The 16417-nt window shown below is 60.4% G+C and carries 8 protein-coding genes; all 8 read right to left on the bottom strand.

Annotation, left to right across the window (positions count from 1 at the left end; all coding sequences use genetic code 11):
• Window positions 1-3: 3 nt before the first annotated feature.
• The 8 genes from FNT36_RS25425 to FNT36_RS08115 all read right to left on the bottom strand — a co-directional run bounded on the left by FNT36_RS25425 (window position 4) and on the right by FNT36_RS08115 (window position 16377).
• Window positions 4-2061 carry a glycoside hydrolase family 88 protein gene (locus FNT36_RS25425; protein ID WP_233635776.1) on the bottom strand — a complete coding sequence of 686 codons (2058 nt, stop codon included), beginning with the start codon at window positions 2059-2061 and terminating at the stop codon, window positions 4-6.
• A 205-nt stretch (window positions 2062-2266) separates the two neighbouring features.
• Window positions 2267-4666 (bottom strand): glycoside hydrolase family 31 protein, encoded by a 2400-nt coding sequence (locus FNT36_RS08145; protein ID WP_144846269.1) that lies wholly within the window; start codon window positions 4664-4666, stop codon window positions 2267-2269.
• A 77-nt stretch (window positions 4667-4743) separates the two neighbouring features.
• A complete protein-coding gene (locus tag FNT36_RS08140; RefSeq protein WP_144846267.1) occupies window positions 4744-6813 on the bottom strand; it encodes a glycoside hydrolase family 127 protein in 2070 nt (689 codons plus the stop codon).
• A 259-nt stretch (window positions 6814-7072) separates the two neighbouring features.
• Window positions 7073-8062 (bottom strand): family 43 glycosylhydrolase, encoded by a 990-nt coding sequence (locus FNT36_RS08135; RefSeq protein WP_144846265.1) that lies wholly within the window; start codon window positions 8060-8062, stop codon window positions 7073-7075.
• An 8-nt stretch (window positions 8063-8070) separates the two neighbouring features.
• Window positions 8071-10122, bottom strand: coding sequence for a DUF2264 domain-containing protein (locus FNT36_RS08130; protein ID WP_144846263.1), 2052 nt, complete (start codon window positions 10120-10122; stop codon window positions 8071-8073).
• Between the two features lie 91 nt (window positions 10123-10213).
• Window positions 10214-11791 (bottom strand): RagB/SusD family nutrient uptake outer membrane protein, encoded by a 1578-nt coding sequence (locus FNT36_RS08125; RefSeq protein ID WP_144846261.1) that lies wholly within the window; start codon window positions 11789-11791, stop codon window positions 10214-10216.
• Window positions 11792-11823: 32 nt separating this feature from the next.
• Window positions 11824-14910 carry a SusC/RagA family TonB-linked outer membrane protein gene (locus FNT36_RS08120; protein WP_144846259.1) on the bottom strand — a complete coding sequence of 1029 codons (3087 nt, stop codon included), beginning with the start codon at window positions 14908-14910 and terminating at the stop codon, window positions 11824-11826.
• A 312-nt stretch (window positions 14911-15222) separates the two neighbouring features.
• Window positions 15223-16377, bottom strand: a complete 1155-nt coding sequence (locus tag FNT36_RS08115) for a glycoside hydrolase family 43 protein (protein WP_144846257.1) — start codon at window positions 16375-16377, stop codon at window positions 15223-15225.
• Between the last annotated feature and the right edge of the window lie 40 nt (window positions 16378-16417).

Raw genomic sequence — 16417 nt, 5'->3', positions numbered from 1 at the left:
GCGTTATTTTTTAGCGGTGAAGTGATACATTTCACTGGCAGCCAGCAGGAACGCCCCGACCCCGAAGTTGGAGGTCGAGTTCTTGTCAACTACCTGGCCCGGAATGGCCTTCTCGCCAATGGGCTGCACGTAGCCCACGGTGCCATCGGGCTGCACGGCGGTAGCCGTGAGGTACTGCCAGCCGCGCTGGGCAGTGGGCAGGTACTCGTTGCGGTCGAGCACGCCGTTGTTGATGCCCCACAAGTAGGCGTAGGTGTTAAAAGCGGTGCCGCTGGTTTCGGGGCCGGGAGCGTGGGCGGGGTCGAGCAAGCTGCGCGTCCAGTAGCCCTCGGGCTGCTGGGCCTTTTTAAGGGCGGTGGCCAGCCCTAGGTATTTGGTGAGGTACTCGGCGCGGTGCGGGTCGGTGGCGGGCAGGTCGGCCAGCACTTTGGCCAGGCCAGCGAATACCCAGCCGTCGCCGCGCGCCCAAAAGTCCTTCTGGCCGTTGGCCGACTTGTGCTGCGGGTACACGTACTTGGCGTCGCGGTAGTAGAGGCCGGTTTCGGCGTCGTACATGATGCTGTTGGCGTAGCCGAAATATTGGTGCAGCTTGTCGAGGTACTGCGGGTTTTTGGTGATGTTGTAGAGCTTGGTCATCACAGGCATCACCATGTAGAGGCCGTCGGCCCACCACCAGTAGTCGTTGCGCTGAGTGCTCATTTCATATTCCATCACCTCGCGGGCCCGGGCGATGCGGATGGGCTCGCGCTTGAGCTTGTAGAGGTCGGCGTACGTCTGGAAGCAAATCTGCCAGTCGCCAAACAACACGTGGTCAGGCGTTTCGCCGTAATTGTATTTCCAATCGTCGCGATCGGTCGAGGTGGCGCCCTGCCACTTGTTGTGCACGGCCCAGTCCTCGGCATAATGGCGGTACTTCTTGTTTTTGGTCACGGCAAAGGCCGCCATGTTGCCAGTCTGGTAGGCGGCCTCATCCCAAAACGAGCGCACCTGGGGCGTGTGCGTGGCCTGCCAGTGGTCGTTTACTTTGGTGAGGAGCGCCAGCACATCAGCCTTCTTAGTTGGAGCAAGCCCGAGGTTGCCGCCACTGCCCCAGCGCTTGGTGAGGCGCGCCGCCTCAGCAGCTGTGATCGGCATTACGGTGCCGTGCCGCGGGTGAAAGTCCATGCTGATATCCTTGTCTACTACCGCGAAATGCTGTAGGTCGCTGGTGCGGGTAAACTGGTACTTGCCCTTGGTGTAGAGGTCGTACATCAGGATGTAGTCGTTCGAGTTATTGAGCTTGAAAGTGCCGGCGCCCTCCACGGGGTCTTTGGTTTGCTGCACGTAGGGGTCGCGCAGCACGTAGCCACTGGTCAGCTTATCCGACACGGCGATTTTGATGCCGTTGCCGTTACCTTCCGTCTTGAAAAACAGGTAGTACATGCCGTCTTTGGCCACGATGTCGCCGTCGATGCACGAGCCGTTGGTGGGCGAGAAAAACAGCTGCTTGGGCTCGCCCTCTAGGTCGGTAAAGTCCTTGTTGGCGTAGGCGTAGTAGATTTTATCAGGCTCTGAGCCGTGTTGCAACGAGAAGTACACCAGGTACTTCTTGGCTTGGGGGTCGTAGATGGTTTGCGGCGCCCACACGCGCTTGAGGTTTTCCTGGCCAGCGTAGCGCTTCTGAAAATTGATGGCGCTGTGCGTCCAGTTTACTAGGTCCTTCGACTTGAGCAGCACCATGCCGCGGTTCGAACTCCAGCCCTTGGCTGATACCATGTCGGTGGCCACCATGTAGAAGGTTTTGCCATCGGCCCCGCGCACGATGTGCGGGTCGCGCACGCCGCCCGTCTCGCTGATGGTGGCCGAGCTAACGACCGGCTGGTTGCCATTTAGAGCACGGTAGTGGTAGCCATCGGTGCTGAGCGCAAAGCGGATAGCCTCTTCCTTGATGTCGTTGCCGGTGAAGTAGGCAAAGAGGTAGGCGCTGTACGGCTCGGCTTTTAGGGGTTTGGCGACCGCCGGCGCGGCCACGGCACCTAGGGCGCTAAGGAGCAGGAATAGTAGGCGAAGGGGACGTTTCATTAAGTGGATAGGGAGTGGACAGCTCTACTTTTTTGTGCGGATATATAGAAGCTTATTGAAAAAGTGCGCAACACCTTACAGTCGTCATGCAGAGCGCAGCGAAGCATCTCGCGTGCTGACGTTTGCGAACGTTATTGATTACTGCGCTATGCGAGATGCTTCGCTGCGCTCTGCATGACAGACAGCTTTCAGTAACACCTTTTACTTAAAGCTTTACCGTCGTTTTCTGGCCGGCGTATTTTACTTCTTTGGCGGGCGCATCATCGGCGCCTATGCCGGTGCCGTGCTGCTCGTCGGCCAGCACCACGCGGAAGGTGCGCGCGGCCTGCATGCCCGGAAAGTTGCCGGTGCGGTTGTCGAAGGTGAGCTGCCGCGCCTTGTCGTCCCAGCGCATTTTTATCGTGGCAAAGGCGCCTTTTTCGTAGTTATAGTTGTCGTTTTCATCCTCGTAGAGCGTGAACTCGCCGTTGGCACCGGGGTACACGCGGATTTCGAGCGGGGCATCCGCCTTCTCGCCGGTGTATTGCTGGTGCGGCCCTAGGGGCAGCACCGAGCCGGCGCGCACGTAGAGCGGCATGACGTCGATGGGCGTTTCGCGCTGCACAGTTTGGCCGCCTGGCTGGCGCTTGCCGGTCCAGAAATCGAACCAACTGGCACCGGCCGGCAGATACACCTCCACGCCTTTCGTTTTGGAGAAGTCGGGCGGCACGGGCACGTTTCTGTCGGGCCGGTTCACGTACTGCGCTTCCGTAACGGGGCGCACCAGAAAGGCCGGGCCGAACATGTACTCGGTGCCCATATCGCTCACCTTCGGGTCGTTGGCAAAATCCATTGCCAGGGCGCGCATGGGCGTACCGGCGCGGCTAGTCACCTGCCACATGAGCGAGTAGAGGTAGGGCTGGAGGCGGTAGCGCAGGTCGATAAACTTGGCTTGCGAGTCGAAGGCCCAGGTGCCGCGCTCGCCAAACTGGTAGATTTCGCGGGGCGTGTACTCGCCGTGGCTGCGCATCATGGGCGTGAGAGCCGCAAACTGCTGCCAGCGCGTGTACAACTCCTGGAAGGCCGGGTCTTTCACGCCCTTGGGGTACTGCCCGCTGGGAAAGAAGCCGCCGATGTCGCTGTTCCAGTACGGAAAGCCAGTCAGGCTAAGGTTGAGGGCGGCCGGGATTTGCTTGGCCAGCACGTCCCAGCGCGAGTCCACGTCGCTCGACCAAACCATGGTGCCGTAGCGCTGCTGCCCGGCAAAGGCCGAGCGCGTGAGGATGAACACGCGCTTATCGGCAGTAGCCTGGCGCTGATGCTCGTACACGCCGCTGGTGGCCACAAGCGGGTAGGCGTTGCGCACGCGGCGGAAGCTACCTAGGGCGGTCTCGTTGTCGTCGTCGGTGTCGAAGGGCTGCAGCTGGTCGGGCTCGGTGGCGTCCATCCACCAGGCATCCATACCGAACTTGAAGATGCCCTGGTTCAGGTACTTCCAGTAGATGTCGCGGGCGGCGGGGTCGAAGGCATCGTACACCTTCACGTGCGGCGTGCGCGGCCACGTGATAAAGTCGAAGAGCATGTCCTTGCTGGCCAGCTCCTGGTAGGGCTTGCTTTTCTTGCCAAACGAAGGCCAAACGGAAATCATTTGGTGGGCGTGCAGGGCGTGCACGCGGTCTACCATGGCCTGCGGGTTGGGGAACTTGGGGTTGTTGAAGGCCATATCGTTCCAGAGGTCGTTGTCCTCGCCCCAGTACTGCCAGTCCTGCACAATGCCATCGAGTGGCACGCCCAGGGCGCGGTATTTTTCGACCACGCCCACGGTTTCATCCTGGCTTTTGTAGCGCTCCTTGCTTTGCCAAAAGCCTAGGGTCCAGCGCGGAAACATGGGCGCCTGCCCCGTCAGCTGGCGGTAGCGGGCCACCACGCCATCGGCAGTGCCCTGGCCGTTGAGCAGGTAGTAATCGACACAGTCGCCAATCTCCGAATCGAAGACCGTGCCGGCGGCCGCGTCGCTGAAATTAGTGGTGGAGTAGTTATCCCAGAGCACGCCGTAGCCCTTGCCCGAGTGCAGCACGGGCAAGGCAATGTCGAGGCTCTTTTGCTTCATCAGCACCTTTTGGCCCCGGTAGTTGAGGTGGCCATCCTGGTGCTGGCCCAGGCCGTACACGGCCTCGCCCGGCGCCAGTTGAAACACCTGCCGCACGCGGTAGGTGGCAGCACCTAGGTCCTTCTTGGGCGTAAAACGCGACCCTAGGGTCTGCTCGCTTAGCAGCGGCTGGCCCTTCGCAGTGCGAAAGCTCACCTGCCCGGTTTTCTCATTCACCACCACCTGAGTAGTGGGGCTGCTGATGGTCACCTGGCCGTTTTTCTGGCTGTACTTCAGCTTGCCCGGCGCGGGCGCTTGCGTCACTACCAGGCTCTTTTTCGCTGCCTCCACATTCTTGGGCTGCTTGAGCACGCGCACTATCTCGGGCGAGTAGAACTGCACCTCCACCATGAGCGAATCGGTACTGACCCGCAGGCCGGTAGCGGTGGGCTGGTACTGTTGGGCGTGAGCGGCGGCGGGCGCGAGCAGCAGACCTAGGGCGGCCAAGGGCAGGAAACGAGGAAAGATAGACGTCAAAACGGGTGGGAATGGAGTGATACTGAATGATACTGCCCGCCGCACTTGGCTTGGGCAAATGCGGCGGGCAGTGGCTGTTATTTGCCGGTGCCGGGTAGCTCGGCGGGGCGCGTCACGAGGTCCACATCTACTATCTGAGCTGGAAACCACACCGTCATTTCGCCCTTGCCGCGGTTGGCCCAGGCGTAGTACGGAATGGCCGTGAGGGTCTGCGGCACAGTTTGAATGGTGCTGGCTGCGGCATCGACTTGCACGGCGGGCACAGTGGCCGTAAGGGTTGTCACGCCATTGAGCAGCTCGGGGCGGTAGGCGGCGGTGAAAGTGGCCGTGGGCGGCACCACTAGGTTGCTGGCTTTGCCCTTGTTATCGGTCCACTCGGCGCAATACATAATCGGGCCGCGCTGCAAAGCCACTTTCCCTAGGTCGTCCTTTACGTTGGGGTTGGCCACCACGCGGCGCACATCCATGGGCAGGGTCATTTCGACCACGTCGCCCTTGCGCCACTTGCGCGGCAGCACGGCATAGCCGTTGCGCAAGGTGTAGGCGGTGGGCTTACCGTTTACCTTGATAACTACCTCGCTCTTAGTGGGCGTGGCGAAGGTGTAGAGGTCAGAAGGCATAGCCTCGCCCCGTGCCCAGCCGGGCACGCGCACTAGCAGGTTGAAGTCGGTGCTGGCGGCCGGGTTAACTACGAATTTGAGACCGCCATCCCAGGGGTAGTTGTTTTGCTGCACCAGCTGCACTGGCTTCTTGTTCACCGTGAGGTTGGCGGTACTGCTCACGAAGAGGTTCACGTACAAGTCTTTGTCGTGCTGGCCGTACACGTAGCCGGGCAGGCTCGGGAAAAGCCGGGCCAGGTTGGTGGGGCAGCACGAGCAGTCGAACCAGCCCGAGCGCGCCGGCTCGGTGTCCTTCGTGCCTAGGCCGCCCTTTATCTGCATCGCATTGGTATAGAAGAACGACTTGCCATCGAGCCCAACGCCCGAAATTAGGCCGTTATACAGCACCTTCTCCATGATGTCGGCGTACTTGGCGTCGCCGTGCAGCTGGAACATGCGCTGCTGCCAGTACACGTCGGCTACCGAGGCGCAGGTTTCGTTGTAGGCCGTGGCATTGGGCAGCTCGTAGTTGGCACCGAAGCGCTCGCCGCCACCCACTGCGCCAGTGCCGCCCTGCACGTACATCTTTTTGGTTACCATGTTCTTCCAGATGGTATCCACGGCCGCCAGCAGTGGCTTGTCGCCCGTTAGGGCGGCTACGTCGGCCATGGCCGAGTACAGGTATTCGGCGCGGACGGCGTGGCCTTCGGCCTCGGTCTGGGCCACTACGGGCTTGTCATCTTGCCAGTACTGGCCGTTCTTCCACTCGTCGGTGCTCTTGAAGTCATAGCCCTTGTACTGCCCACGCTGGTCGAGGAAGAACTTGGCCGTATTCAAGTATTTAGCTTGGCCCGTCACGCGGTAGAGCTTCACTAGCCCCATCTCCACAATTTCGTGGCCAGGCGCTACGGCGCGGCGGCCGGGGCCAAATACCGAGCACACGAGGTCGGCATTTTTGAGGGCGATGTTGAGCAGGTTTTTCTGGCCAGTGGCTTGGTAGTGTGCTACAGCGGCCTCGTAGAGGTGGCCCGAGTTGTAGAGCTCGTGGCTTAGCTCGCGCTCTTTTTCCCAACGCTCCTTACCAGCCCAGCTGTGCGGGTGGGCGGGGTCGATGGTGCGGGCCGTGTAGAGGTAGCCATCAGGCTCCTGCGCCGCGGCCACCTTCTTGATAAGCGCATCGACGTACTCTTTCAGGTGCTCGTCGGGGTAGAGGCTCAGCGAGTACGACGCGCCCTCAATGGTCTTATAAATATCGGTGTCGTCGAAGGGATAGGTCGTCGCAAACTTGCCCGACTTCGCCGCCGCCATCTCGAAGTTCTTGACCCTATTGGTAGCCTCGCAGCGCTGAAACGACGCCGGAATAGTGACGTCGGTATTGGTCTTGAGGCGCGGCAACCAGAAGTTGTCGGTCAGCTTGACTTGCGTAAACGACACCGGCCGGATAGGATAGTCGGCCACGGCCTGGGCTTGGGCCACGCCCGCGGCACCTAGGAGGCAAGACGCAGTGAGAAAATGCTTTACCTGCTGACTTAGAGAAGCGTAATGCATAGAAGAAGTGGGTGGGATATAGAAGAAAGAGCGGCCCCGTTGAGGAAGCTACTAACCCGACAAGGGCAGCAATTTACACAATCGTTTGTGCATTGCGAGTAAAAAAGAAATAATTGTTCTTTTTATAGCCTCTTTTGCCAGCTTGTTGGTAATACTCATTGGGATGGCTGTATTGATAGGCAGTAGCGTGGCGCATAGACGTTGCAGTTCGCGTTGGGATGCGCGGCCTTTACGGACTGCAACGTCTAGCTAAGAGCACCTAGGACCGCCGCTTGGCCGCCGTCTTGCGAATCTTAGTGGCCTTAACCTTCTCAAATACATTGACCGGCAAGATGTTGCCAGCCGCGTCGAAGCGCATGGGCGACACGCAGGTTTCGCGATTAAAGCCATCGCCGCCGGGAATAATAAAGCGGTGGTAGGCAATAAACCATTGGTCGGTGCCCGGCACCTGCACCACCGAGTGGTGGCCGGCGCCCTTCACCGGGCCGCGGCCGTGCAGCACGGGCGGGCCGCCGGCTTTCACCCAAGGCCCCATTGGCGAGCTAGAGATGGCGTAGGCCACCGAGTAGCGCGGGTCGCGGGTGTCATACTCGCTCCACATGAGGTAGTACTTGCCCTGGCGCTTGAGCACAAACGGACCCTCATTGTAGCCCTCGGGCTTAAACTCGACTACCGTGGCGGGGTCGTAGCTGGTCATGTCGGCGTTCAGCTTCACCACGTGGCACTGGCCCTGGCCCCAGTAGAGGTAGGCGCTGCCATCGTCATCGACGAATACCATGGGGTCGATGGCCTGGCCGCGGTACACATCCTTAGCCACCAACGGCTTGCCTATAGGGTCTTTGAAGGGGCCAGTGGGGCTATCGGCCACGGCCACGCCCACACACTGGGCCGCCGTGTAGTAGAAGTAGTACTTGCCGTTTTTGGTAGCCATTGCCGGGGCCCAGGCATTGCGGTTGGCCCAGGTAAGGTCGCGCGGCAAGTCCAGAATGACGCCCTCGTTCTTCCAGGTTTTCAGGTCCTTCGATGACCAGGCACTGAACGACTTAGCGCCCCAGCCCTCGATGCCGTCGGTGGTGGGATACAGGTAGTACGTGTCGCCAAAAGCTGCAATGTGCGGGTCGGCATTGGGGCCAGGCAGGGCGGGTGCCGGGGCGTGCAGGGTATCGTCACCTAGGGTCGTCTGGGCCTGGCTAGCGAGGGCTGCCCCGCCAACCAGCAGGGCCGTCATTAAAACAGAGGTTACGCGCATGTACTTGGTTATTCAGTGTATTTCAATTCTTTGCGGCTGCCATCAGCCATCGTTATGGTCGCGCCAGTGCCGTTTGCGGCGGGCCGCACCTGCCGCACGGGCAGCAGCTCGGCATCGGCGAAGGTAGTGCCCGATTTTTTCCAGAGCAGCAGCGTAGCGTAGAGCTTAGGTCGGGCGGCGGGCGCGGTATTGCCTAAGGCATTAAGCACGGTGCTGGTGGGGGCGGTGGGGTGCAGGCCAGTGGCTTCCACGGCTTCGACATGGTCCCAGCCACCTAGGGGCACCAGGGCCAACTGGTAAGTGCCATTGTCAATAATCTGTACCTCATGGCCTTTTACCTTGCGCGTAGTGCGCCGGATGGTGCCTGTGAGGTTGGGCAGCGCGTAGTGACCTAGGCGCAGGGCAGTGGCCTCGGTGCTAGTGTTTTGGTCTACCCGCAAGATGCCGTTGGGCAGGGGCATTTCGGCTAGGTGCAGCTTGATGTTCTTGTTGGTTTCGAGCTCGGCGTCGCGGTAGTACACGCCGTCGGCGTACCGCCGGAAGGTGTAGAGGCGCAGCGACTCCCACTTGTCTTGCTTGTTTTTGAAGACGTAGTTCATAGCTACTTCGCCGCGGGACCCGTCGGCCTGCCACGGAAAGGCGCTGTTGTAGCTCAGGCGGTTGTAGTTTTCGTCGCCGCGGTAGGGGTCGCTGGCCGGCTGGTGAGGGGCGGTGCGAATTTCGGCCGCGCCTAGGTCGGGGTAGTCGGTCACGAGGATATTAGGCCCCGCCTCAAATTTGTTGACTACTGTTCCGGGCTTGAACTCGCTGGCCCACGGTCCTTCGTTTTCGGTAGCGGTCCAGAACGGACTATCGGCCGGCACCAGCAGCCCCAGAAAAGCCTTTGCCATCCAGAATACGCTGCCCCGGCAGCTATAGGGCTGCACGGCCGGCTCAAAGGCTCCATAGTACCCTAGGGTCGGAATATTATCCTGCAAGAAATCGGGGTGTTGCAAGAACTGGAGCATGGCCCCCGAAGCAATGCGCCGCATCCAGCCGAAGTTGGTGCCCGCCTCGGGCTGCAAACCCATGAGCGGAAACGGCACCACTGCCGCAAAGCGGTACGTGATGCTGCGGCCCCACATTATCATCGAGCCATCGCGCCCAAATTGGTAAGGGTAGGTGTTCTTGAGCGGCGCAAAATTCTCGGTGAGCTGCGCGGCCACCTGCGGGTAGTGCTGGCGCCCGTAGTACTCGCTCCAGAGCCGGCCATACATCTGGAAGGCCCACATGCTGTAGTAGTCGAAGCTCGGGTCGTCGTTGTACCAGCCCTCGCCTTTGTAGTGGGTCAGCTGCTTTTGCAGGTATTCTTCCAGCAGCCTCTCATTCACCTGGTAGCCCCGACTCTTATAAAAGCTAAGGATGAAGATGTTGAAGTAGCGCCAGTTTTGGGGCACCGTAGGCCCGTCGCCATAGCTAAGCATGGTGGCGGCCAGGGCCTTTTTGGTGGCCGCGGGAAGCGGGTCCCACAAGATTTCGGGGGCGGCAAACAAGGCCACGCTCAGCCCACCAAACTCGACCAGGTTTTGGCTGGGGCCGCCATCCTTAGCGCGTGGCGCGATGTAGCTGGGGCTGGCCGGGTCTACGAGCAGCGCCAGCTGGTGGCGGTAGTAGTCGCCCACCTTCACGCCGTTTAGCGTCAGGCTGGGGTCTTCTTTGAGCAGCGGCGCGGCCATAAACAGCGTGCGGCACAGGCCTTCCAGCTTTTCGGTGGGTACCTGGCTGGCCGAGCGCGGGTAGCTCTTGCCCGGCTGCTTCACAAACTGCATGGGGTCGTCTAGGGTCCGCACGTAGCTGAAGGCCCCGCTCAGCAGGTAGCGGGCGGCATCTTGCCAGTGCCGGCGCGTGAGGCCGGTGTAGGGGCTCAGTTGCTTATCGGGGTTTTTGACCTCGAAAGGCGGCAGCTTGGTGGCGGGCGGCGACACGTGCGTGTCGAAGTAGGCGGGCGGCGGGGCGGCTTGCCCTAGGGCGAGGCTCGCGGGCAGAACAGCTAGGGCACTCCCTAGCAACAATACTTTCATAAGCGGTTCGGTAACAAGGCATACACAAAATGAGCCGGAGCCCGCCCTCTCCACAAGGCAGCCCCGGCTCGACCGGATACTAGCCCACCAGCTAGTATCCGGGGTTTTGCGTTAGGGTAGCCCCTACGTTTAGGTCAATTGTTGATTGCGGAATGGGCAGCAGCGCTTTCTCCTTAGTCAGGCCAGTCACCGAGGCGCCGTTGAGGCGCAGGGTGCGCTCTAGAAGCGTGCCGGTGCGTACCAGCGTAATGCGACGCTGCTCCTCACCTATCAACTCGCGAGCGCGCTCGTCAAGGATGAAGTTGAGCGTCATTTCACCAGCCGTTACCTGCGGCGCCTGCGCCCGGGTGCGCAGCACGTTGATGCTGGCGGCGGCCCCGGCTGTGTTGCCTTGCTGCACTTGGGCCTCAGCCAGCAGCAGGTAGGTTTCGCCTAAGCGCATCATGGTAATATCCTTGATGGTGCCAAAGCCAAAGGTATCAGTGGGGTCAAACTGGTTCCACTTCGTGGTGTAGGGCGTGATATTATAGATGGTATCTGACCCAGCCAGGCCTGTCACGCGCTTGCCAAACGTGGCCGGCATGGAGGCATCGTTGTAATAAAAACGACGCTTGAGGTTGTATTTCGAGTTGCGCATGTCCTGCGCCGAATAAAGACGGTAGTCTACCCAGTTGCTGAGGCGCAGGCGACCTAGGCCCCGCCCCCCGAGCGAGTCGGCTAGCGTCATGCCTTTGATATTGTAGTAGGCTGGTACCCACATGCGGCGCTGCTGGGCGCTGGTAGTAGCACCGGGCACGAGCAGTTGCTGCTCTACCCCCCAAATAACTTCGGTGTTGCCCTGGTTGCGGCGCTGGTTGCCGACCACAAACATATCGGCGAAATAGTCGCCCGGCTGGGTCGACCGCACCCCGTAGCGCGCCGAAATCAGCTTGTATTGCCCACTGTTGATGAGGGCTTGCAGCGGCACCTGGGCCAAGTCAGGCTTGTTCATGCGCAAGTACACCTGCCCAAGCAATTGCTGAGCCGCGCCCTGCGTAATGCGCCCAGAAGCGGCTTTAGTGGCTAAGAATAAGCTTGGGATAGCCGTATTCAAGTCATTAACGATAAAATCGTTGACTGTTGCTATTGGGGCCCGCGTAAAGTCGTTGCGCGGCGTAGTTACGGGGGAATCTACCAGCGGCACATCGCCCCAGAGCGTAGCCAAAAAATCGTAGGCGTAGGCGCGGTAGAAGCGAGCCTCGGCGCTAATGCGGTTTTTGTAGCCCTGCCGCAATGTGGCCGGGGCCGTCGCCGCCCCCGCAATAATCTGGTTGCAGTTGTTGATGGTGCGGTAGGCCCAGCTCCACATCACGCTAGCCGCCTGGTCTTGCGCATTGAGCAGGCTATAGTTGTAATAAGGTATTTCGGCGCCCTGCACTTGGCCCGGAATGGCCACATCGGTGCCTTCCTGCATCATGCCGAGCAGGCCCTGCTCGTCGGAGCGGGTGTACTGCTCGCGCACCACACTCTGCAAGCCAGCCATCGCGGCCTCAAAGCCCAGCGAGTCTACCAGCACGGTTTGGGGCGTGTAGAGCGACGGGGGCGTTTCGGCCAAGTAATCTTTCTTGCAAGAGCTAACGAGCTGGGCAGTGCCCAGCAGCGTTATCAATCCTAACGCGTAGCGTTTCATATAGCAAAGAGATAAATCGGGTGGGAGAAGGATTAGCGCAAGCCTAGGTTGAGGCCAAACACGAAGGTGCGCACCTGCGGGAAGTTGGGGTTGGAGCCGGCCGTCGAGCTGTTGACGCTAGTAGTCGGGCTGAAGCTTGTGGAGGAGCTGAGCAGGCTAATCGGGTTGTCGATGTTGCCCGAGCCGTTGCCGAGAGTATAGTTCTGCTCGGGGTCCCAGCCTACCCACTTGGTCCAGGTGTAGAGGTTACGCGCACTCACGTACACCGACAGCGTGCCGAGCTTGAGCCTGTCGAGGAGGGCGGCCGGGAAGGTGTAGTTGAGCGTTACGTCCTTGAGGCGGGTGTAGCTGGCATTGCTGGGGTAGCCGTAGCCGCGCGGGTTGATGTAGCTCAGGCTAGGGCGGTCCTGGCTTTGGTTGGCGGCGGTCCAGTAGCCTACTTCCTCCGGGGTATTGAAGCGGCCACCTAGGTCCACGAAATTCAGGTTGTTGTTGCTCTTGAGCACGCCCTGCGCCGTTTGGATGAACACGCGCAAGCTCAACCCCTTATACGTAAAGGTGTTGGTGATGCCGCCCTGCCAACTGGGCAGCGACGAGCCTAGGTACTGGCGGTCGAGGGTCGTGATTTTGCCGTCGCCGTTGAGGTCGGCAAACTTCAGGTCGCCGGGCTTGGCGCCGGGGTCGAGGCTGCTGGCGTCTTCGCCTACCTGCCACACGCCGGTTTTCACGTAGTCGTATACAGCGCCCAGCGGCCGGTTCAAGAAGAGGCGGTTGCCAATGTCATCGGTTGAGGTGTAGCCTAGCTCCAGCAGCCGGTTGCGATTGCCCGAAAAGTTGAGGGTAGTCTCCCAAGTGAAATTCGGCAGCTGCACGTTGGCGGTGGTCAGGCTTACCTCGAGACCCTTATTGCTCACCGAGCCAATATTGTCCAGAATCGTACCGTAGCCGCTCACAATCGGAATCTGGCGATTCAGCAGCAAGTCGCTGGTTTTAGCATCGTAGTACTCTACCGTACCCGTGATGCGGTTTTTGAGGAAGCCAAAATCAACGGCGTAGTTGGCGCTCGTGGTTTGCTCCCACTTCAGGTTGCTGTTGCCGATATTGTTGGCCCGCAGGCCCACGGCCGTCACGCCGCCGTAGGCATATTGCAGCAGGGCGCTGCCCGTGATAGTGCCGTAGGGGTTGATGCCCTCGTTGCCGGTGGTGCCATACGAAAAGCGTAGCTTGAGCACGCTCACCGCTGCATTATTTTTCAAGAATGCCTCGTTGCCGACGTTCCAGCCCACGGCTACGGAGGGGAACGTAGCGTACTTGCTGGCATTGACGCCGAACACCGACGAGCCGTCGCGCCGGGCCGTGGCCGTGAACAGGTAGCGGCTATCGTAGTTGTAGTTGACCCGTGCCATTTGCGACACCAGCGCCCGGCGCTCGCTATACGAGCTGAGCGTGGGCGTGATGCTGCCCGCCCCTAGGCTATTAAAAGCAATCTGGTCGTTGATAAACCCAAACGCATTCTCCGTGGTCGTGAAGTAGCTGTTTTGCTGAGCGCTGTACAGGGCCGTGATATCGAAGTGATGCTTGTCGATATCCTTGTTGTAGAACAGCAGGTTTTCTATCGTGTAGTTCTGGCGCTCATCGTTGATGAGCTGGGCCGTGCCGCGCAAGTCACCAAACGCGCGGCCAGTGTAGCTAGCGTACCGGCCGGGCCGGTTCGAGTAGGTCGCGTTCAGGCGGTACTTGAGGCCGCTCAAGAAGGTTGGCTCCACCTCGGCGTAGCCGGTGCCAGTGAGCTGGTTGATGCGGTCGAGGCGCTGGGTGGTCAGGCCCAACAGGGCATTTTTCACCAGCTGCTCGGGGGGCTGCGGGTAAATGGTGTAGGTGCCGTCGGCGTTGTACACCGAGCCGTAGGGGCTCAGTACCTGGGCTAGGCTAAGGTCGGCGCGCCCACCGTCGTCGTTGGAAGTGGAATAGAACGCCGACGTGCCCACCCGCAGCCAGGGCGTAAGGGTCGCGTCGATGTTCGAACGCAGGCTGATGCGCTGAAACTGGTAGCCCTTGATAATGCCCTTTTGCTTGAAGTAATCGCCCGACACAAAGTACTTCACATTGTCGGTGCCACCCGAAATAGAGGCGTTGTGGTCTTGAATAAAGCCTTGCTGCTTAATCAAGTCCATCCAGTCCACCGTGCGGCCGTTGTTGTAGTTGTCCAGCTCGCCGGTGTTAGGTACGGGCGTGAGGTTGATGCCGCGCTGCCGAGTAAACTCCTGCCATTTGGCCGAGAACGCTGGCCCGTCGAGCGGGTGCAGCTTTTGCACCATGTACTCGGGCCCGGCATAGCCGTTGTAGCGAATCTGCGGCTTGCCGGTTTTGCCGCGCTTGGTCGTCACCAAGATTACCCCGTTGGAGCCGCGCGTGCCATAGATGGCCGTCGAGCTGGCATCCTTCAGAATCTCAATCGAGCCGATGTCGTTGGGATTGATGTCGTTGAGGTTGCCCGGAAATGGTACCCCGTCCACAATCAGGTAGGGGTTGGTGCTGGCCGTAATCGAGCGCACGCCCCGGATTTGAATATTGGGCTGGCTGCCCGGCACGCTTGACGTATTAGTGATGTTGACGCCCGCTACCGCGCCTTGCAGCGCCTGGGCCACGTTCGACACCGGAATTTTTTCTAAGCGGTCCTGGGGCACCGACACTACCGAGCCCGTGATGTCGGAGCGCTTCTGCGCGCCGTAGCCCACCACTACCACCTCATTAAGGTCCTGAGTATTGGGAGCCAGCTTGATGGAAAACGTGGTGCGGTCGCCCACAGCCAGCTCTTGCTTGACGTAGCCCACCGACGAGATAACGAGCGTAGGCGAGACCGTGCCGTCGGGAATGCGAAGCGAAAACTTGCCATTGGCATCGGTGTTTGCCCCGACGGTGGTGCCCTTTAGCACCACGGTGGCCCCGGGCATACCATCGCCTTTTTCGTCGAGCACCGTGCCCGTGATGGTGATATCAGCCAGCGGCTGGGTCGCGGAGCGCAGCCCCCAATCGGAGCCGGCTGCCCTTGAAAGCGGAGCGGCAGCCACCGTCAGAGGTAGCAAGGCTCCGCACAGGAGAATAGACTTTGCCTGCATAGAGTGAAATAAATGGTCGCGAAGGCGGCCAGGGTGGGAGATAGAAATTGCAGTGCACCAGTGCGAACGGCTCGCCTAGGTAGGAGCCGCCGCGCTCAAAGGGCCAACATGCCTAGCGCGCCTAAAAGGCTAGCCTAAGCAGTAGTTCGACTGTCCAAAAGTATTGGTAATCGCCGGCCAGAAAGAGGGGTATTTTCAGTAAAGAAGCGGGACTAATTCACGCACGAGCTTTCCTGCGCCGCACTTACCAGCGCCACTTATGGCAATACTATTCTGAATCGGAGGAGTATGTGCTCATAGAGTAGCCTTGCCCTAGGGAGCAACCACAGCTTTGGGCTGGGGCTGGTCAAAGGCGCTGAGAGCCCAGCGGTCGGCCCAGCGCAGGCGGGGCTGGTCGCCTTCGAAGCGGAGCGGCAGCCAGATGTAGCCGCCGTCGATGGGGTTCTTGGGGGTCCAGCGGTCGGCCATAAAGATGAAGGCGTCTTTCTTACCTGCCACCGGCAGCAGGTAAGTGCTCTGGGAGTGGTAGGTCGAGTCGGCGTCGGGGCCGGTGGCGGGGTTATCGAGCTGCTGCCACGGGCCCCAGATAGACGAGGCCACGAACGAGCGTGCCGCATTGGGGGCCCAGCCTGTGCAGCCCGACGTGAGGAGGTAGTACTTGCCGCCGCGCTTGCAGATGGCGGGCGCCTCGTTGTGCCCAGCCGGCGCAATTGTGTTCCACTTGCCCGTAAAGCCCTGATAGTCGTCGGTGAGCTCGGCCACGTGCAAGGTCAGGTTTTCCTCCGACGAGTGAATATTATAGGCCTTGCCATCGTCGTCGACGAAAATGGTCATGTCGCGAGCCATTTGGCCGGGCGTGAAGTCACGCCGCACAAACAAGCCTTGCGTTACGGCCGTGCGCCACTCGGGCGTCCACCATTTCAGGCTGGCCTCACCGGGGGCGGGCTGCTTCCACTCTTCCTTGTACCCTAGGGGCCACTGGCCGGCGCCGGGCCGGTACGAGCGCACATACTTGTAGGGCCCGGTGGGCTTGTTGCTCACGGCCACGGCGGTGCGGGCTGCGGCGTAGCCTTGGCCCTTCAGCTCGAGGTGAAACCACATTACGTACTGCCGGGTCTTCTTATTGAACACCACCTTGGGGCGCTCTAGCACGCAGCCTTTCTCCACTTCTGAGCCTGAGCCCTCGGGCGCCACCGCGAAGGCAATACCCTCATCCTGCCAGTTGTACAGGTCTTTGGAGGAGTAGCAATGCACGCCCACTTGGGCACTGTTGCCCTTCGGGCCGGCTATTTTGTGCTCGCCAAACAGGTAGTAGCGGCCCTGGTCATAGAGCGCACCAGCACCGTGGGCGTTGAGGTGGGTGCCTTTGTTGTCGGGCCAGGGCTGGCCGGGCAGAAAGGCCGTGCGCTGGGCTTGGGCCGTGCTGGCTAGCGCCAGCAGCACAACAAGCAAGCTATTCTTTTTCATGATGGGGTGGGAAAGCGAGCGACAAGCGATGACTGCGTGG

Source organism: Hymenobacter setariae, from assembly GCF_007713685.1.
In the GTDB taxonomy this organism is placed as follows: domain Bacteria; phylum Bacteroidota; class Bacteroidia; order Cytophagales; family Hymenobacteraceae; genus Hymenobacter; species Hymenobacter setariae.
This window is presented reverse-complemented; position numbering and strand designations above follow the sequence as displayed.

Excerpts from the sequence above, each read along its gene's own strand:
- FNT36_RS08120 (WP_144846259.1), bottom strand. The coding sequence starts at position 14,910 with ATGCAGGCAAAGTCTATTCTCCTGTGCGGAGCCTTGCTACCTCTGACG.
- FNT36_RS08130 (WP_144846263.1), bottom strand. The coding sequence starts at position 10,122 with ATGAAAGTATTGTTGCTAGGGAGTGCCCTAGCTGTTCTGCCCGCGAGC.
- FNT36_RS25425 (WP_233635776.1), bottom strand. The coding sequence starts at position 2,061 with ATGAAACGTCCCCTTCGCCTACTATTCCTGCTCCTTAGCGCCCTAGGT.
- FNT36_RS08135 (WP_144846265.1), bottom strand. The coding sequence starts at position 8,062 with ATGCGCGTAACCTCTGTTTTAATGACGGCCCTGCTGGTTGGCGGGGCA.
- FNT36_RS08140 (WP_144846267.1), bottom strand. The coding sequence starts at position 6,813 with ATGCATTACGCTTCTCTAAGTCAGCAGGTAAAGCATTTTCTCACTGCG.
- FNT36_RS08115 (WP_144846257.1), bottom strand. The coding sequence starts at position 16,377 with ATGAAAAAGAATAGCTTGCTTGTTGTGCTGCTGGCGCTAGCCAGCACG.
- FNT36_RS08125 (WP_144846261.1), bottom strand. The coding sequence starts at position 11,791 with ATGAAACGCTACGCGTTAGGATTGATAACGCTGCTGGGCACTGCCCAG.